This is a genomic window from Paraburkholderia sp. MM5384-R2, from assembly GCF_014201025.1.
Lineage (GTDB): Bacteria > Pseudomonadota > Gammaproteobacteria > Burkholderiales > Burkholderiaceae > Paraburkholderia > Paraburkholderia tuberum.
Genome location: NZ_JACHDI010000020.1, coordinates 53651 through 77766, shown reverse-complemented (window position 1 = coordinate 77766; position 24116 = coordinate 53651). Strand labels below are relative to the sequence as shown.

General features: G+C 62.0%; 26 protein-coding genes and 3 pseudogenes. 21 read left to right on the top strand and 8 right to left on the bottom strand.

Going from position 1 to position 24116, the window contains the following annotated elements; all coding sequences use genetic code 11:
* Positions 1 to 4: 4 nt before the first annotated feature.
* Together HDG37_RS27190 and HDG37_RS27185 are read right to left on the bottom strand one after the other, a co-directional pair.
* The gene (locus HDG37_RS27190) at positions 5 to 1315 is read right to left on the bottom strand and encodes an MFS transporter (RefSeq protein ID WP_184052809.1); all 1311 of its coding nucleotides are present in this window, start codon (positions 1313 to 1315) and stop codon (positions 5 to 7) included.
* A gap of 177 nt (positions 1316 to 1492) precedes the next feature.
* Positions 1493 to 2587, bottom strand: coding sequence for a tartrate dehydrogenase (locus HDG37_RS27185; protein WP_184052807.1), 1095 nt, complete (start codon positions 2585 to 2587; stop codon positions 1493 to 1495).
* A gap of 124 nt (positions 2588 to 2711) precedes the next feature.
* Between HDG37_RS27185 and HDG37_RS27180 the strand changes: the two genes are divergently transcribed.
* From HDG37_RS27180 to HDG37_RS27160, 6 genes are all read left to right on the top strand, one after another.
* Positions 2712 to 3644: a LysR substrate-binding domain-containing protein gene (locus tag HDG37_RS27180; protein WP_184052805.1), complete on the top strand. Its 933-nt coding sequence runs from the start codon at positions 2712 to 2714 to the stop codon at positions 3642 to 3644.
* A 223-nt stretch (positions 3645 to 3867) separates the two neighbouring features.
* A complete protein-coding gene (locus HDG37_RS27175; RefSeq protein WP_184052803.1) occupies positions 3868 to 4254 on the top strand; it encodes a BPSL0067 family protein in 387 nt (128 codons plus the stop codon).
* The gene (locus HDG37_RS40430; protein ID WP_409260249.1) at positions 4223 to 4585 is read left to right on the top strand and encodes an STY0301 family protein; all 363 of its coding nucleotides are present in this window, start codon (positions 4223 to 4225) and stop codon (positions 4583 to 4585) included. Before HDG37_RS27175 ends, HDG37_RS40430 begins: the two co-directional genes overlap by 32 nt.
* An 831-nt stretch (positions 4586 to 5416) precedes the next feature.
* Positions 5417 to 6760 carry a TAXI family TRAP transporter solute-binding subunit gene (locus HDG37_RS27170; protein WP_184052801.1) on the top strand — a complete coding sequence of 448 codons (1344 nt, stop codon included), beginning with the start codon at positions 5417 to 5419 and terminating at the stop codon, positions 6758 to 6760.
* Positions 6761 to 7006: 246 nt separating this feature from the next.
* The gene (locus tag HDG37_RS27165) at positions 7007 to 7210 is read left to right on the top strand and encodes a DUF3562 domain-containing protein (protein WP_184052799.1); all 204 of its coding nucleotides are present in this window, start codon (positions 7007 to 7009) and stop codon (positions 7208 to 7210) included.
* 142 nt (positions 7211 to 7352) lie between these two features.
* Positions 7353 to 7814 (top strand): GNAT family N-acetyltransferase, encoded by a 462-nt coding sequence (locus HDG37_RS27160; RefSeq protein WP_184052797.1) that lies wholly within the window; start codon positions 7353 to 7355, stop codon positions 7812 to 7814.
* 98 nt (positions 7815 to 7912) lie between these two features.
* Here the strand turns inward: HDG37_RS27160 and HDG37_RS27155 are convergent.
* A pseudogene (locus HDG37_RS27155) lies at positions 7913 to 8068 on the bottom strand (MFS transporter); the annotation flags it as partial.
* A 119-nt stretch (positions 8069 to 8187) separates the two neighbouring features.
* Positions 8188 to 8481, bottom strand: a pseudogene (locus HDG37_RS27150) (IclR family transcriptional regulator C-terminal domain-containing protein); the annotation flags it as partial.
* A gap of 217 nt (positions 8482 to 8698) precedes the next feature.
* On the opposite strand from HDG37_RS27150, the gene HDG37_RS27145 reads away from it, so the two are divergent.
* The 9 genes from HDG37_RS27145 to HDG37_RS27105 all read left to right on the top strand — a co-directional run bounded on the left by HDG37_RS27145 (position 8699) and on the right by HDG37_RS27105 (position 15852).
* Complete coding sequence (locus HDG37_RS27145; RefSeq protein ID WP_184052795.1) at positions 8699 to 8995, top strand: hypothetical protein; 297 nt, start codon at positions 8699 to 8701, stop codon at positions 8993 to 8995.
* Between the two features lie 101 nt (positions 8996 to 9096).
* Positions 9097 to 10809 carry an acid phosphatase gene (locus tag HDG37_RS27140; RefSeq protein WP_184052793.1) on the top strand — a complete coding sequence of 571 codons (1713 nt, stop codon included), beginning with the start codon at positions 9097 to 9099 and terminating at the stop codon, positions 10807 to 10809.
* 217 nt (positions 10810 to 11026) lie between these two features.
* Positions 11027 to 11386 (top strand): DUF3564 domain-containing protein, encoded by a 360-nt coding sequence (locus HDG37_RS27135; RefSeq protein WP_129956126.1) that lies wholly within the window; start codon positions 11027 to 11029, stop codon positions 11384 to 11386.
* A gap of 320 nt (positions 11387 to 11706) precedes the next feature.
* A complete protein-coding gene (locus tag HDG37_RS27130; RefSeq protein ID WP_090808067.1) occupies positions 11707 to 12456 on the top strand; it encodes a DNA/RNA non-specific endonuclease in 750 nt (249 codons plus the stop codon).
* Positions 12449 to 12709, top strand: a complete 261-nt coding sequence (locus HDG37_RS27125) for a hypothetical protein (protein WP_184052791.1) — start codon at positions 12449 to 12451, stop codon at positions 12707 to 12709. Before HDG37_RS27130 ends, HDG37_RS27125 begins: the two co-directional genes overlap by 8 nt.
* Positions 12710 to 13018: 309 nt before the next feature.
* Entirely contained in the window at positions 13019 to 14134 is a 1116-nt protein-coding gene (locus HDG37_RS27120; protein WP_184052789.1) for a SpoIIE family protein phosphatase, read from the top strand.
* Positions 14135 to 14146: 12 nt separating this feature from the next.
* On the top strand, positions 14147 to 14710 hold the full coding sequence (locus tag HDG37_RS27115) for a SiaB family protein kinase (protein ID WP_184052787.1): 564 nt from the start codon (positions 14147 to 14149) through the stop codon (positions 14708 to 14710).
* A 19-nt stretch (positions 14711 to 14729) separates the two neighbouring features.
* Positions 14730 to 15125: a DUF1987 domain-containing protein gene (locus HDG37_RS27110; protein WP_090808074.1), complete on the top strand. Its 396-nt coding sequence runs from the start codon at positions 14730 to 14732 to the stop codon at positions 15123 to 15125.
* 1 nt (position 15126) lies between these two features.
* Entirely contained in the window at positions 15127 to 15852 is a 726-nt protein-coding gene (locus tag HDG37_RS27105; RefSeq protein WP_184052785.1) for a GGDEF domain-containing protein, read from the top strand.
* A gap of 82 nt (positions 15853 to 15934) precedes the next feature.
* Here the strand turns inward: HDG37_RS27105 and HDG37_RS39525 are convergent, their stop codons facing one another.
* Positions 15935 to 16180, bottom strand: coding sequence for a hypothetical protein (locus tag HDG37_RS39525; RefSeq protein ID WP_260335061.1), 246 nt, complete (start codon positions 16178 to 16180; stop codon positions 15935 to 15937).
* On the opposite strand from HDG37_RS39525, the gene HDG37_RS27100 reads away from it, so the two are divergent.
* The 3 genes from HDG37_RS27100 (at position 16166) to HDG37_RS27090 (ending at position 19052) form a co-directional block, all read left to right on the top strand.
* On the top strand, positions 16166 to 17983 hold the full coding sequence (locus tag HDG37_RS27100; RefSeq protein ID WP_260335060.1) for a bifunctional diguanylate cyclase/phosphodiesterase: 1818 nt from the start codon (positions 16166 to 16168) through the stop codon (positions 17981 to 17983). The genes HDG37_RS39525 and HDG37_RS27100 overlap by 15 nt on opposite strands.
* Before the next feature lie 148 nt (positions 17984 to 18131).
* Positions 18132 to 18494 carry a hypothetical protein gene (locus tag HDG37_RS27095; RefSeq protein ID WP_090808080.1) on the top strand — a complete coding sequence of 121 codons (363 nt, stop codon included), beginning with the start codon at positions 18132 to 18134 and terminating at the stop codon, positions 18492 to 18494.
* A 240-nt stretch (positions 18495 to 18734) separates the two neighbouring features.
* Positions 18735 to 19052: a hypothetical protein gene (locus tag HDG37_RS27090; RefSeq protein ID WP_184052781.1), complete on the top strand. Its 318-nt coding sequence runs from the start codon at positions 18735 to 18737 to the stop codon at positions 19050 to 19052.
* Here HDG37_RS27090 and HDG37_RS27085 read toward each other — a convergent pair.
* Positions 19049 to 19405 (bottom strand): annotated as a pseudogene (locus tag HDG37_RS27085) (Crp/Fnr family transcriptional regulator); the annotation flags it as partial. The gene HDG37_RS27090 and the pseudogene HDG37_RS27085 sit on opposite strands and share 4 nt — an antisense overlap.
* Before the next feature lie 127 nt (positions 19406 to 19532).
* Here HDG37_RS27085 and HDG37_RS27080 point away from each other — a divergent pair.
* The gene (locus HDG37_RS27080; protein ID WP_184052779.1) at positions 19533 to 20060 is read left to right on the top strand and encodes a DUF962 domain-containing protein; all 528 of its coding nucleotides are present in this window, start codon (positions 19533 to 19535) and stop codon (positions 20058 to 20060) included.
* 1 nt (position 20061) lies between these two features.
* Here the strand turns inward: HDG37_RS27080 and rarD are convergent, their stop codons facing one another.
* Positions 20062 to 20958 (bottom strand): EamA family transporter RarD, encoded by an 897-nt coding sequence (rarD, locus tag HDG37_RS27075; RefSeq protein WP_184052778.1) that lies wholly within the window; start codon positions 20956 to 20958, stop codon positions 20062 to 20064.
* Between the two features lie 560 nt (positions 20959 to 21518).
* Here rarD and egtD point away from each other — a divergent pair.
* Positions 21519 to 22502 (top strand): L-histidine N(alpha)-methyltransferase, encoded by a 984-nt coding sequence (egtD, locus tag HDG37_RS27070; RefSeq protein WP_184052776.1) that lies wholly within the window; start codon positions 21519 to 21521, stop codon positions 22500 to 22502.
* 103 nt (positions 22503 to 22605) lie between these two features.
* Here the strand turns inward: egtD and HDG37_RS27065 are convergent, their stop codons facing one another.
* Positions 22606 to 22899, bottom strand: coding sequence for an acylphosphatase (locus HDG37_RS27065; RefSeq protein ID WP_184052774.1), 294 nt, complete (start codon positions 22897 to 22899; stop codon positions 22606 to 22608).
* Between the two features lie 138 nt (positions 22900 to 23037).
* On the opposite strand from HDG37_RS27065, the gene hpnA reads away from it, so the two are divergent.
* Positions 23038 to 24048 (top strand): hopanoid-associated sugar epimerase, encoded by a 1011-nt coding sequence (gene hpnA, locus HDG37_RS27060; protein ID WP_184052772.1) that lies wholly within the window; start codon positions 23038 to 23040, stop codon positions 24046 to 24048.
* The last annotated feature ends 68 nt before the right edge of the window (positions 24049 to 24116 follow it).

Genomic DNA, 24116 nt, shown 5'->3' with positions numbered 1-24116 from the left:
TCGCTCAATGCCCCGGCCGTTCGCCCACTGCGACCGGCGCATGCTTCGTCTGCCGGCTCAACATCAGCGTCACGACCGCCGACACCGCCAACGTCGCCCCGACCACATAAAGCCCTGCCGTATAGCCGCCCGTCACGTGCTTGAGCCAGCCGATCGCAAACGGCCCGACGAAGCCGCCGAGATTGCCGATCGAGTTGATCATGACAATGCCCGCCGCCGCTCCGGCGCCCGACAGGAACATGCTCGGCATCGCCCACAGCGGCGCCTTTGCGGCACTGATTCCGACGTTCACGACGACGAGCGCAAGCACGATCATCAACGCGGTGGTCGCATTACCGGCGAACACGAAGCCGACGCAAGCAAGCGCACACGGAATCGCGACGTGCCACGTCCGTTCGTCGGTGCGATCCGAGTGCTTCGCCCATAGCACCATCGCGATCACCGCGAGCACGCTCGGCACGCCGGCGAGCAAGCCGGTTTCGAACGTGCCGAAACCGTATTGGCGAATGATCAGCGGCGCCCACAAGCCGAGCGTATAAAGTCCCGCCGAGGTGCCGAAGTAGATCAGCGCGAGCGCGAGCACGCGCGGATCGCGCAACGCGCTGAGCGCGCCGGCCGTGTGGCCCGCATGCGCGTGCCGCGCGTCGGCTTCGAGCTTCAGCCTCGCGATCAGCCAGTCGCGCTCTTCAGGCTGCAGCCACTCGGCTTGCGCGGGCTTGTCGGTCAGATACCTGAGCACGCAGAAGCCGAGGATGATCGCGGGCAACGCTTCGAGTATGTAGAGCATTTGCCAGTTGACGAGTCCGGCAATCGGCGGCAGTTTCATGATCGCGCCGGAAATCGGCGAGCCGATCGCAGTCGAGATCGGCGCGGCGGCCATGAACCATGCCGCGGCGACCGCACGCTGCCGCGCCGGAAACCACAGGCTCAGATACAGGATGATGCCGGGAAAGAAGCCCGCTTCCGCGACGCCGAGAATGAAGCGCAGCGCGTAGAAACTGTTCGGCCCGACGACGAACGCCGACGCGAGCGACACGAGCCCCCACGACACCATCACGCGAGCAATCCAGCGCCGCGCGCCGACCTTGTGCAGGATCAGGTTCGACGGCACTTCGAACAGAAAATAGCCGATAAAGAAGAGCCCGCCGCCGAGGCCGAACGCGGTCGGCGAAAGACCGATCGCCTTGTTCATCGACAACGCGGCAAAACCCACATTCACGCGATCGAGAAAGCTCACGAAGTACAACAGCATGACGAACGGGATGATCCGCAGCATCAGCTTGCGGGACACCCGGCTTTCGAGTTCCGAAGTCATTGTCTCCTCCTGCGGCGCGCGGCTGTTGACCGCGCGCGAGCCTCGCGCCGGCCGACGTTGGGCCGAGCTAATCGAGTCAAGGTTGTGTGCCGGCCACGTCGTGGCCGGGGCGTAGACCGCGCGCCTGATTTGCGCGCGGTTCCGCTCAGTCCGCTTCAGTTCGCGCGAAGCCGGCGCTCAAGCCGCGTTCGCCGCGGGCGTCGCCGCCCGCTCGATGAACCCGCACACGGCCGCCGTCACCTGCGCGGTCGTGGCCGTGCCGCCGAGGTCGCGTGTATGCAACGCGTTGTTCGCGGTGACCGCCTCGACGGCCTGCATCACGCGCCTGGCCGCGTCGAATTCGCCGAGGTGTTCGAGCAGCATCACGACCGACCAGAACGTGCCGACCGGATTCGCGAGCCCCTTGCCCATGATGTCGAACGCGGAGCCGTGGATCGGCTCGAACATCGACGGATAGCGGCGCTCCGGATCGATGTTGCCGGTCGGCGCGATGCCGAGGCTGCCGGCGAGCGCGGCCGCGAGGTCGCTGAGAATATCGGCGTGCAGATTGGTGGCGACGATCGTGTCGAGCGTCGCGGGACGATTGACCATGCGCGCGGTCGCCGCGTCGACGAGTTCCTTGTCCCACGTGACGTCCGGAAACTCCTTCGAGATTTCGAGCGCGATCTCGTCCCACATCACCATCGCATGACGCTGCGCGTTGCTCTTCGTGATCACGGTCAACAGCTTGCGCGGGCGCGACTGCGCGAGGCGGAACGCGAAGCGCATGATGCGCTCGACGCCGGCGCGCGTCATGATCGACACGTCGGTCGCGGCTTCGATCGGATGGCCCTGATGCACGCGGCCGCCGACGCCCGAATATTCACCCTCCGAATTTTCGCGGACGATCACCCAGTTCAGATCCTCGGGCTTGCAGTACTTCAGCGGTGCGTCGATGCCGGGCAGGATGCGCGTCGGGCGCACGTTCGCGTATTGGTCGAAGCCCTGGCAGATTTTTAGCCGCAGACCCCACAGCGTGATGTGATCGGGAATGTCCTTGTCGCCCGCCGAGCCGAACAGGATCGCATCTTTGTTGCGGATCGCGTCGAGCCCGTCGGCCGGCATCATCACGCCGTGTTGACGATAGTAGTCGCCGCCCCAGTCGAAGTTCTCGAACTCGAACGTGAAGGCGCGCGTGGTCTTCGCGAGCGCCTCGAGCACCTGCGCGCCGGCCGGCACGACCTCCTTGCCGATGCCGTCGCCGGGGATGGTTGCGATGCGATAGGTCTTCATGTCTGCGTCCTGTGCTTGGTGAATGGCGTGAGCGGACTCTAGCGCGATGCCACGGGTAAAAACCGGTGCTAAACTCAAAGCATCTTTAACTTGCATTCACAAATGCGAAGGCGCGGAAAAGACGATGCGCGACACCGTCCAGCCAGCCGATCTGGGCTTTTTCTCGACGCTCGCCGCGGGCGGCAGCCTCAGCGCGGCCGCGCGCGAACTGGGGCTGACCGCGGCGGCCGTCAGCAAGCGCCTGACCCAGATGGAGCAGCGCGCGGGCGTCGCGCTCGTGAACCGCACGACGCGCCGCATGATGCTGACGCCCGAAGGCGAGCTATACCTCGAGCGCGCGCGGCGGATTCTCGACGAGATCGACGAACTGGCCGAACTGCTCGGCTCGGCGAAGAAGACACCGAAGGGCTTGCTGCGCGTGAACGCGACGCTCGGCTTCGGGCGCAGCCATGTCGGGCCGGCGATCTCGCGCTTCGTCGCGCGGTATCCGCAGGTGTCGGTTCAACTGCAGTTGTCGGTCACGCCCCCGCCGCTTACCGACGACAGCTTCGACGTCTGCATCCGCTTCGGCGAGCCGCCCGATACCCGCGTGGTCGCGCGCCGGCTTGCGCCGAACCGGCGTCTGCTGTGCGCGGCGCCGTCGTATCTCGCGGCGCACGGCATGCCGCTCACGGCGCACGATCTGACGCGCCACAACTGCATCGGCATTCGTCAGGGCGACGAAGCGTACGGCGTGTGGCGGCTGACCTCGGGACGCGGCGGCGCGCGCAAGACCGAGGCGGTGCGGATCAAGGGCACGCTAACCACCAACGACGGCGAGATCGCCGTCAAATGGGCGCTCGAAGGACACGGCATCCTGATGCGCGCGGAATGGGACATCCGGCAGTATCTGACGGAAGGATCGCTCGTTCAGTTGCTGCCCGATCACGACACGCCGAATGCGGATATCTTCGCGGTGTATTCGCCGCGGCATCAGATGTCGAATCGTATTCGCGCGTTTGTCGAGTTTATTGCGCGGGAGTTGGGGGGTGAGGTGGGGGTGGGGGCGGGGGCGTAGTGCAGCACAGCGGTTGACTCGAGGCGGAGCTACCCGACACATTGCGACACAATGAGCAGGAGGGCTGTTTCTCGCTCGCGAGAAGCTGAATCGCAATCTGGACGGACTAATCAGTGGATCGTCAATATCTGAAAACTCGAGTACTGCTTGTTTGGATGGGCTGGGCTCGCTAGTGTGTGCGTTGAGTCTTGTCCCTTTTACTGGCAAAGGAGAAGTAGAAAAGATGCGCTATGTCGCTGATACGGAAAAGGCAGATGATCTGATCAACCAAGGGCATCTGGTCGGGAATGGCCAGTGCGTTACACTAGTTCATGCTGTTGTGAAAATTCCGCCGTCTTCCTTGTGGAAAAAGGGAGACCGGGTCCAGGGCAATGTCCTCATCCACAAAGGAACCGTAATAGCTACATTCGACAGCAATGGACGCTATGGAAATCACACGAACGGAACCAGCCACGCGGCAATTTATCTCGGGCAAACACTGGCTGGAATCACTGTGATTGACCAGTGGAACGGACATACCAAACAACCTCCGCATCGGCGTACTATCCACTTCCGTCGCGGCAAGGGCTCGCCCGTTAATGATGGCAGCCGATATTATGTTGTCGAATAAGGTGCTTTTCCTGGCAGTTTGCCTCCTGGCAACAAGCGCCGCGTGCGCGTCGCCAACACAGGTCCAATTCAAATGCCCAAACGCGCTTTCCTCAGGAGGGCAACATCATGTTCTGGATAACGCATCCCTGTTCGATGGCCCTCCAGAGCACGAGGCAGACCTTATTCCTGCGTCAGGAAAAACATCTGACCAGTGGGATTTAACGGGCGTTGACCCCTATCTGGTATGCCGCTACCACGGCACTAACAGCACTGTTGTGATTCACGCTGTTGGGGCTCGGACCTGCGAAGCCACGAGCAGACCCTTTGCTGTTCACTGCACCTCTCGTTAAATGGATTTGGATAACGAAAAATGGCAACCGGGCTTATAGCTGCCGCGGTTCGTGCAGACCATTGCAGCGCGCGGAGTGAGTGAAGGGCATGAAGCGGAATGCATTGCGAAGTACGAGCAGGATATGATGGCGTGCGACATGATCGGCGCTACATTCACAGATTCCCGAACGTACCTACTGTGCAAGCGAAAAGCGTTCTCCATCTACCAGACTTGCAGAGCGTTCTAGTAATTAACGAATCCGCCTTCATTTCCTATTACGACGAGCAAGCGCAGCAAATCAAATTTTGCGTCGTTCAGCGTGCGCACGTGCAATCTGCGATCGATCGCGCGCTTACAATTCCGGTCCCCCCGGATGCGCCCGAAAACTCCGACACCCCAATTACGGATGAAGACGCACGGAAGCTCGGAAGCATGGCGATGCTCTGCCACACTAAGGCGCACCCCGAGCTTCGGGCACGCCTGCAAGTGACGACTGAAGCACCACTAGTCTGGACGCAAGTGAAACCGTCTGCCGAATAGTGCAATCAACGCGGACGCAAGTCAGAACGATCCGAGGCGCAACGCGTGACGGTCCAGATGATGATCGGGCAGCCGGGGGGAAGAAGGAATACATAGTCCAGTATGCCCAAGACGGCAGCAACGGCGTCGTTACCGGAATCTTCGACATCAGGGCCAACCGACCTGTGCCCCGATGACAGTGTCAGCCAGACCTTTTCAATGCACATCACTGACTATCCAATAAAACCCCCTGATATCGTAAAGTTGAGGAAATAGAGACCGCCTCCATCCCATTAGTCACCAAGGCCGGACCTGACCAAACCGTGTAACGATGCCGAGACCAGACCCCGCGCTGTACCGCAGCCCGACAACCCCGACGACGCGGCGGCGCCGGTGTCTTCTGATCGTCGGCGCGATCGTGCTCATCGCCGCATTCGGCTGGATGCTCTCGCTCGTGCTCGAGCCCGCGTTCCAGCGCACGATCGTCATCACCACCGGTGCGGACGGCGGCATCTATCGCGGCTTCGCCGATCGCTACGCGCCGGTGCTCAAGCGCGAAGGCATCAAGCTCGACATCCGTAGCTCGTCGGGCTCGGTCGAAAACTACCAGCGGCTCGCGGACCCGGACAGCGCCTATCAGGTCGGCTTCATCCAGTCGGGCACGACCAGTCCGAAAGACACGGACAATCTGCAAACCATCGCCGCCGTGTCGTACGAACCGATCTGGGTGTTCTATCGCGGCGATGCGACGATCGACCGGCTGTCGCAACTGCGCGGCAAGCGCATTTCGATGGGCGTGCCAGGCAGCGGGTTGCTCAACGTCTCGCAGGTGCTGCTCGGCTATAGCGGCGTCACGAGTCAGAACTCGACGCTGCTGCAGATGGACGCGAACGCCGCATACCAGGGGCTCGAAAGCGGTCAGGTCGACGCGGCATTCTTCATTGGCCGGCCCGACGCCGACATGCAGCACACGCTGCTCACCAGCAACCTGAAGCTGATGAGCTTCGCGCAGGCCGATGCGCTGGCGCAAAAATTCCCATCGCTGTCGAAGATCATCTTGCCGCGTGCCTCGACGAGCGTCGCCGACGATCTGCCGCGCAGCGACGTCACGCTGCTCGCGGCGACGGCGCTGCTCGTGTCGAAGGACACGCTGCATCCGGCGCTCGTCTATCTGCTGCTCGACGCGGCGCGCACGGTACACGGCGGCGAGGACTACTTCACGCCGCTCGGCAGGTTCCCCAATCTGAACACCGAAGAATTCCCGATCTCCGACGAAAGCGTGCGGTACTTCAAATCGGGCCGGCCGTTTCTGTATCGCTACCTGCCGTTCTGGCTCGCGAGTCTGATCGAACGGCGGCTGCTGATTCTGGTGCCGTTCCTCGCGCTGCTGATCGGCCTCGCGCAGGCGCTGCCGCGCATGCTCGAAGCGCGGATGAAGAAACGCCTGATCGTTTGGTACCGCGCGATCAAGGCGCTCGAGGACGAAGTGTGGAAGAACGCCGAGCCGTCTCGCGCGCAGATCGCGCAATGGAGTGAGGAGATTGAAAGCATCGACGCGAACGCTAGTCAGATCCGAATTCCGTACCGCTACTTTCAGGATGTTTACGCTTTGAAGCAGGCGATCGGCCTCGTGCGCGACCGGATCGCGCATGTGGCGCAGAAGGTCGAGAAGTAGAGACGCCGTTCGCTTCACCCTGCGCGCTTCCCAGAGATTCACCGGGTATTCACCACCGCGCAGCCAGTTGATTTTCCGCACGCCCTCACCGCGTGGGCGCTTGCCGCAGCGCAAGAAAAAAATCTCTGTGAAATCAGTCGAACGATAGGTCGATTCAATTGGCGCGCTCGCGGTTCGCATCCTGTAATGGACTCCTGCCGTCCGCGTACCGTCCATCCAGCCCGCCGCCCTACCCGGAGAGAGCCCATGTCGCAGCCTGAGCCGAATGTAGACGAAGTGGTCCGAAGCATCGCCGAGGAAACCGACACGCCGGCGGAAACGGTGTCGCGCATGTACGCCGATACGCTCGCCGAATTCCGGAACGAGGCGCGCGTGTTCGACTACGTGCCGCTGTTCGCCGCGAAGAAGGTCCGTAACGAGCTGCGCCACAAGCAACATAGCAAGCACTGACTCGCGGCATGCGGTGATTCATCGGCTCACCGCACTGTCGCACGCGTCGTGGCTCCAGATTTTGCGAGCATGGTGGAGCTAACAATCGCGTCGCAAATTTTTTATGCTGGCGGTTCCACAGCTTTTCAAAGGAACCATCCACATGTCCGCCCCGCTGCAGATTCGCGCCGTCACCCGTGACGATTTCGATGCATGGCTGCCGCTATGGGACGCCTACAACGCGTTTTATGGCCGCTCGGGCGAGACCGCGTTGCCGCGCGAGATCACGCAAATCACGTGGAATCGCTTTTTCGATGGCTACGAGCCGATGCATGCGTTCGTCGCGGAACGCGCCGGGCAGTTGCAGGGCATCGTGCATTTTCTTTATCACCGTCATACGACGATGGCGGGGCCGATCTGCTATCTACAGGACCTGTATACGCTCGATAGCGAGCGCGGCAAGGGTGTCGGCCGTGCGCTGATCGAGGCCGTCTATGCGCGCGCAAAAGCCGACGGTGCGCAACGCGTCTACTGGCAGACGCACGAGACGAATCACACCGCGATGCAGCTCTATGACAAGGTCGCGGATAAGTCCGGCTTCGTTGTGTATCGCAGAGCGCTCTAACGCACCGCGCTTCATCAGAGAGGCCTATTAACGGCGAAAGGCGCACCACCCGGTGCGCCTTTCGTTTTACTGCTCAAGCGGTCATCACGCAGTCCCGGTCAAGCCTCGAGCTGCTCCAGCACCTTGCCCTTGGTTTCGATACCGAGGAAGTGCACCGCCACCGCCGCGATGAACGGCACGGCGGCGAGGATATAGAACGCCACTTCCAGGTTGCCGCCGATCATCGTCTTCGACACGATCGCCGGCGCGAAGATCGTCGTTCTGATGATTTTGACGACGTGACACGGCGAGTCCGGCTGTGCAGTGCAGCAGGACTCGCCGACAGATATGAAATAAGTATTTGAAGTAGTTGCGCCGTGAAGGCAGCGCGCACTCAATGCGCGGCAACCGATCTGCGGCGCGCCTGCATCGCGGTCGGATCGTCCTGCCTCGGGCGATAGCTCAGGCGCTCGGACAGCTCCAGCGCCGCATGGCATCCGGCGATGATCAGCGGTTCGCGCTCGGCGGTCTCGCCGATATCCGAACGCGGGATCGTCACCGTCAACGCGGCGGCGATCTTACCGCTCTGGTCACGCACCGGCGCGCTCACCACCGAAATCCCCCGCTCGAACGACGCCTCGCTGACCGCATAGCCAAGCGCCGCGCTCTCGCGCACCCGTTCATACACTGCCGCACGCGGTTTGGCCTGCCTGCGTCCCACTCCTGTCTGCTCTTCTTTTGCCATCTTGGCTGCCGTCTCTATGCGGTTCATCGGGTTCAATTCAGGATGATAGCGCGAAGCATGCGGCGAATCGGCCATGCGCGGTGCTATGCTTTGATCCGGTCCGGTGGCGCGGTGTATTCCAGCCGCTCGCTCGCGCCGCCCAAGCGTAGGAGGCCACGTCATGTCCAACGCGGTCCAGATTCAGGTTGCCGACTCGCATCTTTATCCCGGCTGCGCGGTGCGCGTCGCGAATCTTCCCGAGCCGGCCTGCGCGTCAAACGTCGCCGAGGCGCGCGTCGAATTCGCGGACGGTTCCGGTGCGCACGCCACCTGCCATCGGCGCGCACACGACGAACTCGAATTGACCGTCGACCGTTATGCGACGCAAAAACGTCATCCGATCGACGCACGGCACTGGCTACTATTGGCCGTCGATGCCACGCATCACAGTTGGTGCGTCAAGCGTCGGCTGCCGTAAAGCCGCAAGCCCTGCCGCCCTCGGCGGACCCGTAACCGGTGTCGCGCGCGCCGCTTCGAGCGGCCCCGATGCGACTGTCACGTCTCCTTCGGAACTCACCGATGACCGACCACGATCCTCACCTGCCGCCGAAACTGGACAACCCCGATTCAATCGATAACACCGACGACGCCCCCGACGATCCCGAACGCCGGCGCGTACTGACCGGTCTCGCGGCGGTCGGCCTCGGCCTTGCGCTGACCGGCTGCAAAACAGGCGAGGCACTCGCGGGCAACGGGCCGCCGCGCAGCGCCGCCGACTTGCGGCTCAACGCTGCGCTGCACGATCAGGTGAAGAACATCGTGGTGATCTACGCGGAGAATCGCAGCTTCGCGAACCTGTACGGCAACTACCCGGGCGTCCAGCATCCGCTCGACGCGGTCACCGCCGAGCAATACGTCCAGCTCGACCGCGACGGCAAGACGCCGCTGCCGCGGCTGCCGGCGATCTGGGGCGGGCTCGTGCCGCAGGCGCAGGAAGTGGACGGCAAGCGTTACATGATCGGCGAAAAGGATCTCGATCATCTGCGCAACCGGCCGTTCCGCATCGTCGATGCGCACGGCGCGCCGCTGCCGACCGGCGTGATCACGCGCGACCTCATCCATCGCTTCTATCAGAACCAGATGCAGATCAACGCGGGGCGCAACAACCAGTTCGCCGCGTGGGGCGATTCCGGCGGCCTTGTGATGGGGCACTACCGCAATTCCGCCGACACGCTGCGTCTGTGGAATCTCGCGCAGCAGTACACGCTGTGCGACAACTTCTTCATGGCCGCCTTCGGCGGCTCGTGGCTGAACCATATCTTCCTGATTTCGGCGCAGGCGCCCTACTATCCGGACATCCAAAACAGTCCGGCGAAGAAGATGGTGTCGGTCGTGGAAGGCGACGATCCGACCGGCACCCGTTTGAAGCTCGCGCCCAATTCGCCTGCGTCGGCGCTCGACGGGCCGCCGAAGTTCGTCAATGACGGCGCTTTCACCGCCGACGGCTATGCCGTCAACACGATGGCGCCGCCGTATCAGCCGAGCAGTGTGCGTCCGGCCGAAGGCGGCGACCCGGCTTTCGCGGATCCGTCGAACCCGCGGGTGATGCCGCCGCAGAATTACGCGACGATCGGCGACCGGCTGACCGGCAGGGGCATCGACTGGGCGTGGTACAGCGGCGCGTGGCAATTCGCGCTCGATCATCGCGATACGGGGTCGATGCCCGACTTCCAGTACCACCATCAGCCGTTTAACTACTTCGCCAATTACGCGCCGGGCACCGCCGCGCGCCGCCGCTATCTGCGCGACGGCGGCATGGGTAACGACGCGTCGACCAATCGCCTGATTGCCGACATCGACGCGGGACGTTTGCCGACCGTGACGTTCTATAAACCGCAGGGCGACCTGAACATGCACGCGGGCTATGCGGACGTCGCCTCGGGCGACCGTCACATCGCGACGCTGATCGAGCACATCCAGCGCGGCCCACAATGGCAGAACACGGTCGTGATCGTCACCGTCGACGAGAACGGCGGTTGGTGGGACCACGTCGCGCCGCCGATCGGCGATCGCTGGGGCCCGGGTTCGCGCGTTCCCGCGCTCGTGATCTCGCCGCTGGCGAAGAAGGCTTATGTCGATCACACGATGTACGACACGAACTCGATTCTGCGTTTCATTAACCGTGTGCATGGACTCGCGCCACTCGATGGCGTGGTCGCGCGCGACAAGGCATTCGCAAGCAACGGACTCGCGCCGCTCGGCGATCTGACCGCTTCGCTCGATCTTGCTTGAGCCCCTCTCGGCTGCGTTGATTTGTCGCGGCTCGCGGTCTGCATGTGGTCGTTACTGCATGCATATCGCGTACGCCGCGGCGCAGTAAGGATTCACCGTACCTCGCCACACCTTTTGGCGACTTGATTTTCCATTCGCACAGCATGCCTTTGTCTTGCATAAAGCGCCGCGCCGCCTAGACTGATAAGGCGCTTCGCAATTTATGAACGGAACTGATATGCGACTGACCATCCTGATTAACGGTTCCGATCCCACCGTAAGCCATGATTACGCTGTGCTCTGGCTCGATACCGATGAACATCGGTGGTCGAGAGAAGCGCATCAAGGGATCGACCTGCCCCCATGGGGCGAACTGCGCGACGAAAACGGCGTGACCACGCTGTGCGCACCGAGCGCCGACGCGCCGCTTTGTACGTTGCGCGGTCTGCACGTCGATCGCAAGGAGCGAGTGAGCGCCGCGCAAGGCGCCGCTGCATGGACCGCGCTGCAAACACGCAAGGCGACTAGCGGCTTCTGGCGTTTGCAGGCGGTGGATCGTCAAAAAGTGCACGCTGAAAACAGCGTGTTCGGTAATTAAGTTCTGGCGCGATTCGTCGCGCTTCTCTTTTCCGGTCGAAACTTCCGGCTCATTGCGCGAGCACTGTTCATACGCGTAAATCTGTTCGTGCGCAATCGAACATAACCTGCCGCGATAGCGCACGCCTTAAGACCTTCTTAAGCTTGCGTGCGTAGATTCGGAAGTCCACGCATTCGGGTCGCTGCAAAGCGGCCCATTTTTTTGTCCGGCGCACGCCGCCTCTGCCGTTTCCAATTCCCTTCCTTCGATTCGCATTGTGCAGTCGCTCGATGCGGGCCACGACGCTATACTTGCGTCCCCGTTCATCGAACCACCGACACATGAAGAAGTGGCTTGCCTGTCTGTTACTCGCCGTCGCCGCTCATGCGAGCGCGGCGCCTTCCTGCACCGGATTCACGCCGAATGCGCAATGGCCCGTCCTCACCAATCAGAAGATGGCGCCGAAAACGCGCCTGCTTTGTTATAGCGATTTCGCGGTGCTGCATTCGGGTATCACGCACGGTCCGCTGTGGTCTGCCGAGCATCTGACGCGTGAGCACATCGAAGAAGCGAAGGACATGGTGCGCACCAACAAGTTCTTCGAAGACGCGCGTCTGCCCGAAGGCGAAGGCGCGACACTCGCCGACTACAAACGCAGCGGCTTCGATCGCGGTCATATGAGTCCGGCGGGTAATCGGTGGAACGACGAGGCGATGGCGCAATCGTTCTCGCTCGCGAACATCGTTCCGCAAAATCGTCAGAACAACCAACGATTGTGGGCACGCATCGAAACTGCCGTGCGCAAGATCGCACTCGCCTACGACGACACGTACGTCGTCACCGGACCGCTGTTCACCGGCCAGCAATTGCAGACGATCGGACCGACGCGCGTGTTCGTGCCCACCCAGTTGTACAAGGTCGTCTACGTGCCGTCGCGTCAACTGGCCTTCGCAGTCGTGGTTGATAATGTAGCGACCAACCGCTACGACATCCGCACGATTCACGAACTCGAAGCGATGTCGGGCATCCGCTTTCCGGGCATTCCGGACAACCTCAAGGACCAGCGGCCAGGAGGACTGAAAGGTGTTTAAGCCCTATTCGAACGATGACGACGTGCTCAACATTCAAGGCGATGCGCTCACGCTCAGCAATGGCACGACGCGTGTCGTGCTGAACGGCACGCTCGAATTGACGCGCGATCAACGCGGACTGAAGGCGGCGCTCGCGCTGAAGGAAGCGCTCGATGCGATCGTCGCGAGCCTGCAGGCACAGAAGGATTTACCGGCAAAGGTGCACGACGAGCCGGATGCTAAACCGGGTATCGTGCAGAACCCGTTTCAATAACGGATTCGGCGGCGTTGCATTTGCGCAACCTCGCAGATCGCAATTTTTACTGATGTCGGTCACGCAAACCTTTGCGTGACCGCTAGTTTTCTAATCTCGCGCCAATAGAGCGGATCGCCTCCCCTCTGTCACATAATGTACATAGAGAAACCTTAGCGTGCGAGGTTTCTTCACACATCGACTGGCGTCGCCATGCATGCTGCGTTCTCGAGATTTCGCCGTTCTTCCGCACAGGGTAATCCGCGCACTGCCGGAGACTTGTGCCAGGAAGTTCCATCCGTAGACGTTGAAGATCCCAACTCCGTGGTCATGGAAATCTTCTCGGCACGCCGCGACATGCAAAGTCTCGCTGTCATCGACGACCACCGTCCCATCGGCCTGATCAACCGCGATATCTTCATGTCGCAAATGAGCAAGCCGTTCCATCGAGAGCTTTACGACAAGAAGAGTTGCATCGCGTTCATGGACAAGGAACCGCTCATCGTCGACGCCGACGTGAGCATCGAAGCGCTGACGTTCAGGACCGTCGAGGCGGGAGAAAAAGCGCTGGTCGATGGTTTCATCGTGACACGTGACGGACTCTTCTCGGGTCTCGGCAGTGGTCTGCAGCTTATCGGTGCGGTCGCGGAAATGCAGGCGGAGAAGAACCGCCAGATCATGCAGAGTATCGAGTACGCCAGCGTGATACAGCGCGCCATGTTGCGTGCTTCCAGCGAGACCCTGTCGATGAAGCTGCGCGACGCGGCGATGGTCTGGGAACCTCGCGACGTCGTCGGCGGCGACTTCTATCATTTCGCGGCCTTTCCGAACGGCTGGTTTGGCGCTGTTGCCGATTGCACCGGACATGGCGTCCCGGGCGCCTTCATGACCTTGCTTGCTTCGGCGTCACTGTCGAAGGCGCTCGAACAGATCGGTCCGCGCGACCCCGCCGCGCTACTGGCGGCCGTCAATCAATACGTCAAGGGCTTGCTTGGGCAAGTGAACAGTGCCGACGAAGGAACCCAATCCAACGACGGTCTGGATACCGCACTCTTCTGGTTCGACGCCACGGAGAGCGTGCTGCATTTTGCCGGCGCGAGGATCGCTCTGCACATCCTGTCGCCCGATGCCGCGGAGTTCGAAACGATCGTCGCCGACCGCATGGGTGTCGGTTATGTGGACAGTCGCGCCGACTATGCGTGGAGCTTGCGCTCGATTCCGGTCACGGCGGGCAGCCTGCTGTTCATCTATACCGACGGCCTCGCCGATCAGATCGGCGGCCCGCGCAACATTTCTTTCGGCCGGCGCCGTGCGCTCGACCTGATACTCGAAAACCGCGCCGAAACGCCGGCGACGATTTGCGAGCGCGTCCGGCTCGCGCTCGCGCAGTGGCAAGGCAAGCAACCGCGCCGTGACGACGTCACGCTTTTCTGTGCCCGCATTTAGCGAATTCCCAGAATGTCCCAACTACCAGAACAAGACAGCGCCTTTTTCGAACTCGCGCAGCGGCGCAACGTGCTCTTCTATCACAAGGGCTACTTCTCCCATAACATCGTCGCGTCGATGGGCGAAGTCGTGAAACTGCAGCTCGAAGTCGCCGGCGTCAGCGGTCCTACTCGCCGCAAACTCTTCTCGTCCTTTATCGAGCTGGCACAGAACATCGTTCATTACTCGTCGAACGCGCTGGAGCCCGGTGGCGAACGGGCAGGCGAGATACGCGAGGGCGCGGTGTGCATCTCCAGGCACGGCGAACATCACGTAATGTTGTGCGTCAATCCCATCGCGACCGCCGAAGTCGAGGACCTGCGAAGCAGGTTGGAGCCTCTGCGCAACATGTCACTCGAAGAAATCAAGCAAGCGTACAAGGTTTCATTGCGCACCGATGCTCCGAAAGACAGCAAGGGCGCCGGGCTCGGCTTCCTGACGATGGCGCGCGATGCGAGCGCGCCGCTTGAATTCGCTTTTCATCCGCGTGCCGACGAACCGGGCACCACGCTGTTTTGCCTCATGGCCATCATCTGAGCAGGAAGGCACACGAACAATGGAAAACCTACACATCCCGGCGACGACGACGTCGCCCGAAGTCGATTTTCGCTTCGACCAACACGCGTTGTCGATCAGGGGAGAGTCCTACCCCGAAAACGCAGCCGCCTTTTACGCGCCGATCATCGAGCAGATGCGCAAATACCTCGCCGCGAACGCCGGGGCCGAGATCACCATCGACGTCGCGCTGACGTACTTCAACAGCTCGAGTACCAAAATGCTGTTCAGCATCTTCGACGCGCTCGATCAGGCGGCGGAATCGGGAAGCCGCGTGTCGATGAACTGGTATCGCGACGAGGAAGACGAGACCATTGCCGAATTCGGCGAAGAACTGAAAGCCGATTTCCGCGCGATCGAGTTCACCGATCGTCCCATTGCGCAGCAGGGAAAGTAAAGTGCGTTCGACCTCTTCCCTTGACGTGTCGTCGGGCGGCGCACCCGATCTGTTCCAGAACGAGAGCACCGCGCTGGCAAAGGCTCGGGCCATGCATTCGATCATCGATGCGGACCCCGCGGAGTATCGCCAGTCGTTGGGCGAACTGATCGAGCACTTCCAGCGCCTGATGCGCGAGACACGGCGCCTGATCGGCCACAGCGACCGGGCCGAACGCGAGATGCAGGCGCTGGCCCAGCAGTTGGCGTATCGCGCATCGCACGACGCGTTGACGGGCGTACTGAACCGCAGTGCCGTGATCGAACGGACCACCAAGGTCTTGCGCATCAGCAGCGCGGTGATGATCATCCTCGACATCGACGAATTCAAGCGGATCAACGACGACTACGGCCACCCCACCGGAGACGCGGTCATTTCGGGGGTCGTCGATTGTCTGCGCAGAATCGTCGGGGAACAAGGCTTCATCGGGCGAGTGGGCGGTGAGGAGTTCACCGTCCTGCTGCCCGGTCATGAACCGGCCAGCGGTGCCATTCTTGCCGAGCGCATGCGAGAAGCCATCGGTGACTCGCTGGTCGTTCCACCCGTCGAGCGCCGCATCACGGCCAGCTTTGGCGTCAGCATCAACGAGGTCGGAACCTGTTTCGACACCGCATATGGCCTCGCCGATGCGGCTCTGTACCGCGCCAAGCGAAGCGGGCGCAACCGCGTGGAATTTGCCGATCGATAGGCGGATAAGCAGACCCATCGCGCGCCGTTACAGGCAGATCCGCAGCGCCCTAAGGCAAGTCATGCAGCCACCTAAACATTCACTATCCGGGCGGGTCGGTGTTCGCCCGCGCCGGGTTGACGGAAAGGGAAGGGCCTTGGGACAGGAAGCAACGCGCAAAGCCGGTACTGTCATAGCCGTACTTGCCATTCTCGCTGTCATTGCGACGAGTACCTTCCTCGCAATCCGCCAGAGCAGCGAGCAGGACAGTTCGCTTCGGACGATCCAGGCTTCCGGGCGGCTGCGCCATGATCTCGACCAGGTTCAGCAAGTCATGCTCGATGAGCATGCGACGCTCTACACCTCGATCGCAACGGTGCCGCTTTACAAGCGCGCCGCTTATAGCTTTCCGATGCTGGAACTGCTCGCGTTGACGCGCGATGCGCGCGAGAGCTGCAGCGAGAATCAGGAATGCATATCGAGGCTGTCGGATCTGGACGACATGATCGGCAGACTTAGCGAGCTGAGCTTTGGTCTTGCGCGCAAGATCGCGGAACATCCCGGCAGTGTGGCAGTGGGCGACCCCAGACTCGAAGAAATCGACGCCTATTTCTATAGCGTTCTCGAGCGGGTCGTCGACGTACGACTCGCGGCCGACGCCAAGGTCGCTTTAGTCGTCAGCAAATCCTCGTTGGATGGGAAGTGGTTTACGCGCATGCTGTTGAGCTGCGGCGTCGCTTCGGCCTTGTTGCTGCTTTCGCTGATTCACTGGAACGGGCGAATTGGAGCGCATCTTCGTCGTTCGCTCACAAGACTCGAGCATCAAGCCAGATACGACGCACTGACCGATCTGCCGAACCGGGTGCTGCTCGGCGAACATCTTTCAGAGTCGCTCGTCCGCGCGGCAGCGACAGCTCAGAACATTTCCGTCCTGTTCCTCGATCTCGATCGTTTCAAGGACGTCAACGATTCGCTCGGACACCGCATTGGCGATTTGCTGCTACAGGCCGTGGCGCGACGGCTTCAGCGTCTGCTGCGCGCGACGGATTTCGTCGCGCGTTACGGGGGCGATGAATTCGTCATCGTCGCGGAACGGGCCGACGCGAAGCAACTCACCGAAATGCTGGACACGCTGATTCACGAGATGAGCGAGCCGTATCGCATCGGCGAGCACGAGCTTTATCTCGAAGCAAGCATCGGCGTCAGTACTTTTCCACAAGACGGCGCCCAGCCGGAACTGCTCACGCGAAATGCCGATGCCGCGTTGTACGTGGCGAAATCGCGCGGGAGAAACGGCTATCAATTCTACGAACCGGAGCTGAGCCGGGCGGCCGCCGGGAAGTTGCGGCTCACGACGCGACTGCGGCGCGCGGCGAAAGCCAATGAGTTGTATCTGGCGTATCAGCCGCAAATCGACATGAAAACCGGATGCATCGTCGGTGCCGAGGCACTTTTGCGGTGGCACGACGACGAACTCGGTGAAGTCTCGCCGGCCGTCTTCATCCCGCTTGCCGAAGAAACCGGTCTGATCCAGAGCATCGGCACGTGGGTATTGCGGCAGGCGTGTCTGCAGGCGAGCGCATGGGTACGCTCGGTGCTTCCGCCCGTGCGCATATCGGTCAATGTTTCGCCACTTCAACTCGAACGGGCGGACCTTCCTGGCGTAGTGCGCTCGGCACTCGACGATGCCCATTGGCCCGCCGAACTGCTGGAGCTCGAAGTCACCGAGGGCACGTTGATGCGCAACGCTGAAGAAGCGCAACGAGCTTTTCGTGAACTGCGCGAACTCGGTGTGTCCATCGCTATCGACGACTTCGGCACCGGTTATTCGAGCCTCAGCTATCTGAAACGCTTTAGCGTCGACCGCATCAAGATCGATCGCGCCTTCGTTTGCGAAATCGGCAGAGACAAGGAGCTCGAAGCTCTGTCGCTTGCCATCATCGCGATTGCTGAAACGCTGAGCTTCGATGTCGTCGCTGAAGGGGTCGAACTCGATGTCCAGCGCGAGTTTCTGGTCCGTCACGGATGCACGGTGGCCCAGGGCTTCCTGTTTAGCCCAGCGGTCTCGCCGGAGGCTTTAGCGCAATTGCTCGGCAAGACCGCGGTCGCGTCTTCATTGAGCGTGGCGCCTCTCCGGGGATTCGCTTTGTGAGTCGCAACATGTATCCGCGCTGACGCACTACTTACGTTTTGTCACCAGCGCGGCGTCAACTCCTGTATTCCGCCCGACGTTAAACCGGCAGCGCTGAAATGATTCAGCCGCGACAAACGAATCCACCGATTCAACCTGGAGTCACATCATGAAGACGCTTTTCGCCGCTGTTGCTTCCGCACTGCTCGTGTCGACCGCCTTTGCTCAAACGGCCGCACCGTCTGCCGCACAACCCGCGCAAACCACGCAGTTGCCAGCCACCGGCCAGGCGAATCTGAAGGCAAGCACCGCGGTACAAGCCGGCGCGACCGCAACGAAAGCGCCTGCCGAAGCCGCTACGCAAAAGCACGTGAAAAAGACTTCCGCCCATACGAAGAAGGCCCACAAGTCCACGGCCAAAAATGCCGTCGAAACGAGCGCAGCGAAGACTAAAACGGAGAGTGCGAAAGAGGCCAGCACTGCCCCGGCGAAAGCCGACGGCGCACAAGCCGACACGACCAAAACGCAATAACACGTGATCGGTTTCGGCGCTGACCGGCCATGCAGGTGCTGTTCAAATAGAAGTTGATCGAAGCCGGACTGTGCCGTTCAGGGAGGGCGAGTCTTATGACTCGCCTTTTTTATGCCGCGTTTCATTCCCCGTCGTATCTTTTTGCCAACAAACGCGCGAATTTTTGCACCATCTTTACTCGCGGACGACTACTCTCGAATTGTTCCAATTCACCATCGCGTCGCACCAACGCCGCATCACATGGCTCTTACCCAATCGCTCGACAAGCTCTCGCCGCAACCTGCCAGCAAGCAGGTTCAACACAGCAACGTCATTGCGTTTCCGTCGGCGCGCGCGGCTCTACTCGTGACGCTGCCGCACGCTCACTTGCGCGCACTGCTTCATTCGCCGCTCGGCGTCTATGTAATCAACACGGAAACCGTGCGCGAAGAAGACCGCGTGCAACTCGACATCGCGCGCGAAGATCTCCACTTCACGTTGCACATGCTGCTCACCACGTTGCCCGCCGCGACGATCGGTCCATTGAAACGTCGCGTCAGCCACCCGAGCGCGCGTTAAATGCGCTCGACGAGAGACTGTTCACGCAGCTTGTCGGCATCGACGATTTCGATCTCCGCATAACGCAGCTTCAACGCGCCCTGCGCCTCGAAGTGCTTGAGCACCTGATTGATCGTCTGCCGCGACAACGCGAGCATCATCGCCAGGTCTTCCTGCGGGGCCTTCAGCACGTTGCGCAATGCGCCGGGTTCGCCATAGCCGCCCGCCATTAGCAAAAGGCGCCGCGCGACACGCGGTGCGGCCGGCAATAGCGCGGCTTCCTCGATCGCCTCGAACGCCAGACGCAGCTTGTGCGCGAGCAGCAGACCGAACGCATGCCAGTAAGCCGGCGTGCGCTCGAGCAGCCCGGCAAGCTCCTTCGATGCAAAACGCTCTGTCATGGACGATATCCGTAGACGGTCGTTGCTGATTGTCGGCTACCCGATGGTTTGAAAATCCGCTGCCCGCGATTATGCTGACTTTGACACAGGAGCGGCACTGATGAGAACGCTGACGCAGCAACTGACGCAATACGCGGCCTACCATCGCGACCGGCGCAATATCGCCACGCACTTCGTCGGCATTCCGATGATCGTGCTCGCGCTCGCGGTGTTGCTGAGCCGCCCGTCGTTTGGCGCCGGGACGTTCCCGGTCACGTTGTCGCCGGCGTGGCTGCTGTTCGTGGCGGCGACCGTCTACTACCTCGCGCTCGACGTGCCGCTCGGCGTGCTGATGGCCTGCGTCTCGGCGCTCTGTGTCGGGTTCGGCGAGTGGATCGCCGCGCAAACGACGCTCGTGTGGCTCGCGACCGGCATTGGGCTGTTCGTGGTCGGCTGGGTGTTCCAGTTCGTCGGCCACGTGGCCTACGAACATCGCAAGCCGGCATTCGTCGACGACGTGATCGGCCTGTTGATCGGCCCGCTATTCGTGCTCGCCGAAGCGCTGTTCGGTGTCGGCTGGCGCCCCGAGCTGCGCGATGCGATCGAGGCTGAGGTAGGCCCGACGCGCATCGCTGAGCGAGCGCCGTAGCTCAGTTCGACGCGAACCGAATGAAGCGCACGCTGTGCAGCGCGGTCAGCGCGACGGCGATCCAGATCGGCACATAGGTCGCGAGTTGCGCGACGCTCAGCGTTTCGCGCAGCAGCGTGATCGACACGAACACGAGCAGCACCGGCTCGACGTAGCCGAGGATGCCGAACAACGCGACCGGCAACAGTCGGCTCGCCTTCAGATACGAAGCGAGCGCGAGCGTGCTCAACGCACCGAGGCCCGGCAATAGCAGACACCACATTTCGGCGCGGCCGGCGATTGCTTGCAGCGAGCCGCCGCCGAGAATGCACACGGCGGCCACCGGCAGCAGCAACGCCATCTCGACGGTGAACATTGCAAGCGAATCCTGATTGATCTGACGACGCACCACGAAATAAGGCGGATAACCGAGCGCGACGACGAGCGTCGGCCACGAGAACGCACCCGTCACCCACAGTTCGTGAGCGACGCCAACCGCCGCGCACGCGACCGCGAGCCACTGCAACGCGTCGAGCCGCTCGTGATAGTGGAAGCGCCCGACCAGCACCATCACGAGCGGCAGCAGAAAATAACCGAGCGACACTTCGAGCATGCGCCCATGCAGCGGCGCCCACAGAAACAGCCAGAGCTGTACGCCGAGCAGGCCCGCAGCCACGGCCATCGCGGCACCGAGCTTCGGCTGCGTCATCATTTGGACAACGAGCGCGCGCAGAATCGGCAGGCGCTTGCGCACCGCGACGAGCAGCAGCGCGCCAGGCACGGTCCACACGATGCGCCACGCGAAGATGTCGAGGCCCGACAGCGGTTTGAGCAGCGTCGCGTAAGCGGACAATAATGCGAACATCGCCGACGCGCCGACCGACAATGCGATCCCGCGCCTGAAGTCGTTGTGATTCATTGCGCGGTCGGGGATCGGTGTGACGCGTGGGCTTGCGGCGCGCGACGCAGGCTCGCCGCATTCGTTGTCGTCATGAATATGATGTCTCGTGAGCAGGCGGCCACGCGGGCAAAGCGGCAGACGCTGCGTTGTTGTTCTGAAGCGGCGGTGCAAAACCGTAGGAAAACGGGCATTCTAGACGGGTTATTCGCCAACGGGCTTGCGCTTTTTCGTCAGTCGGCTGCAATTAGTCGTGCGCGTCGCGCGTCGATGCACTAGAACATAACTTCGTGCGCCGCGGCCGGCGAGGCCATTTCCGGCTCGTCCTCGCCTCGCGCGAATCTTGCTACCCAAGTTTTGCACGCTGTGGCCGCACCACTCGCGACAACGACGTCCACAGCGGCACGCAACGAGCAGCAACCACGAGCCGGGTCGGCGAATGCAGCCTCGAGCGCAGTCTGTCAGGCCGCCGCGAATCACCGCCCGCGCATCTCGCCCACGGCATGCCTCAACTGCGTTTCATCGCGCATGCCACCGCCCGGCAGCAATCCCGCTCATCGAATGTGACTACTGGAGCCAGCATGACCCAGCCAGCCCTATCGCTCAGCAACTCGCCTTCCGAACTGCGTCGCGCCTTCGCCGCCGACGTGTACGCCGGCCTCACCCATACGCCGCAAAAAGAGCTGCCGTCGAAGTATCTGTACGACGAGGTCGGTTCCGCACTTTTTGAAGTGATTACCGTATTACCCGAATATGGCGTCACGCGCGCCGAAGAACGTCTGCTCGCGAAGCACGCGGCCGACATCGTCGAGCATTTGCCGCATGACGTCACGGTCGCCGAACTCGGCAGCGGCAGCGGCCGTAAAACGCGGCGCATTCTCGAGGCGCTGTGTAAAAAACGCCCTACTTCCTACTGCCCGATTGAAATTTCGCGCAGTGCGTTGCAGTTGTGCCGGCGCGAACTCGGTGACATCGAGCGGATTTCGATCGTCGGTTATGAGCGCGACTATCTGGCCGGTCTCGCCGAAGTGAGCCGGCAGCGCGCGCCCGGCGACCGCTTGCTCGTGCTGTTCCTTGGCAGCACGATCGGCAACTTCGGCAGGCTCGCGGCGACGCGTTTTCTGCGCGAGATCCGCAACATGCTCGCGCCCGGCGACGCGCTGCTGCTCGGCACCGATCTGATCAAACCGACGCCGGTGCTGGTCGCAGCCTACGACGACGCGATCGGCGTGACCGCGTCGTTCAATCTGAACCTGCTCGCGCGCGTCAACCGCGAACTCGACGGCGACTTTCCGCTCGATGAGTTCGAGCACGTCGCGCGCTTCAATCCGGACGCCCGCAGCATCGAGATGCATCTGCGCGCGAAGCGCGATATCACCGCTCACGTGCGCGCCGCAAAGCTGACGGTGTCGCTGAAGGAAGGCGAGACGATCTGGACCGAAAGCAGCCACAAGTATCGCGCGGAAGAATTGCCCGCGATCGCCGATGGCGCCGGCTTCGTGTGCAGCCATCAATGGATCGAGGATGAGTGGGGATTCGCGGAGAGTTTGTTGGTGGCCCGGTAAGCGCTGAGCACGCGGCAAATAACGGCCGATAAAGTCATACACGAAAAAGCGGCGCGCCCTCCTCTGGACGGCGCGCCGCTTTTTTAACTCGCGCAGCTCGAGCTCAATGCTGCTCGAAGCGCTCGTAACACCTGTCCGTCACGCGCTCCTCGCCGTTCACTTCGGTCACGCGCGCCGCCGGCGGTCCGTGACGCAGCCACGACAACATCCGGTCGATCTGATTGGCCGATCCCTGCAACATCGCCTCGACCGAACCGTCGTCGAGATTCGCGACCCATCCCTTGATGCCGAGCGCGTGCGCCTGGCGCACCGTCGCAAGGCGAAAGCCAACGCCCTGCACGGTTCCGCGCACCCGCGCGTAATACGTTTCGATCCGCTCATCCAGATCCGGGGCCATGCCGCTACCTCCTTTTAATGCCTGACAGTCTTTCAAGCCGGCATTCTAGTCGCGTCGCGGCGAGCGCGCTCGGCAACGCCCACCCTTTGCGCGCGCCACGTACAATCCGTCGACCGTCACGCAGGAAATGGAAACAGAATGACCGAACAGAATCGCGATCTCGTGCTCGTGACCGGCGCGTCCGGCTTCGTCGGCTCGTCGGTGGCGCGCATCGCGCAGAGCAAGGGCTTGCGCGTACGCGTGCTGGTGCGCGCGACGAGTCCGCGCAAGAACGTCGAATCGCTCGACGCGGAAATCGTCGTCGGCGACATGCGCGACGAAGCATCGATGCGCCACGCGCTGCGCGGCGTGCGCTATCTGCTGCACGTGGCCGCCGATTATCGGCTGTGGGCGCCGGACCCCGGCGAGATCGAGCGCGCGAATCTCGAAGGCACCGAGGCGACGATGCGCGCGGCGTTGAAGGAAGGCGTGGAACGCATCGTGTATACGAGCAGCGTCGCCACGCTGAAGGTGACGAGCTCCGGCCAGTCCGCCGACGAAACCTCGCCGCTTCGCGCCGACCAGGCGATCGGCGTCTACAAGCGCAGCAAGGTGCTCGCCGAGCGCGCGGTCGAGCGCATGATCGCCGAGGACAGTCTGCCCGCGGTGATCGTCAATCCATCGACGCCGATCGGCCCGCGCGACGTGAAACCGACGCCCACCGGGCGCATCATTCTGGAGGCGGCGCTCGGCAAGATTCCCGCATTCGTCGATACGGGGCTGAACCTCGTGCACGTCGACGACGTCGCCGCCGGTCATTTCCTTGCGCTCGAACGCGGCAAGATCGGCGAGCGCTATATTCTGGGCGGCGAAAATCTGCCGTTGCAGCAGATGCTCGCCGATATCGCGGCATTGACCGGCCGCAAGGCACCGACACTGAGCCTGCCGCGCTGGCCGTTGTATCCGCTCGCGATGGGCGCGGAAGCGGTCGCCAAATTCACGAAGCGCGAACCTTTCGTCACCGTCGACGGACTGAAGATGTCGAAGAACAAGATGTATTTCACGTCGGCGAAGGCGGAACGCGAGCTGGGGTATCGGGCGCGGCCTTATCGCGAGGGGCTCGCCGATGCGCTCGAATGGTTCCGGCAGGCGGGGTATCTGAAGCGGTGATCAAGGGATAAGTGAACGGCTGAACAGCGGCCGCAAGCATTTTGTTACAAGTCCCGCGCCGGCGACGG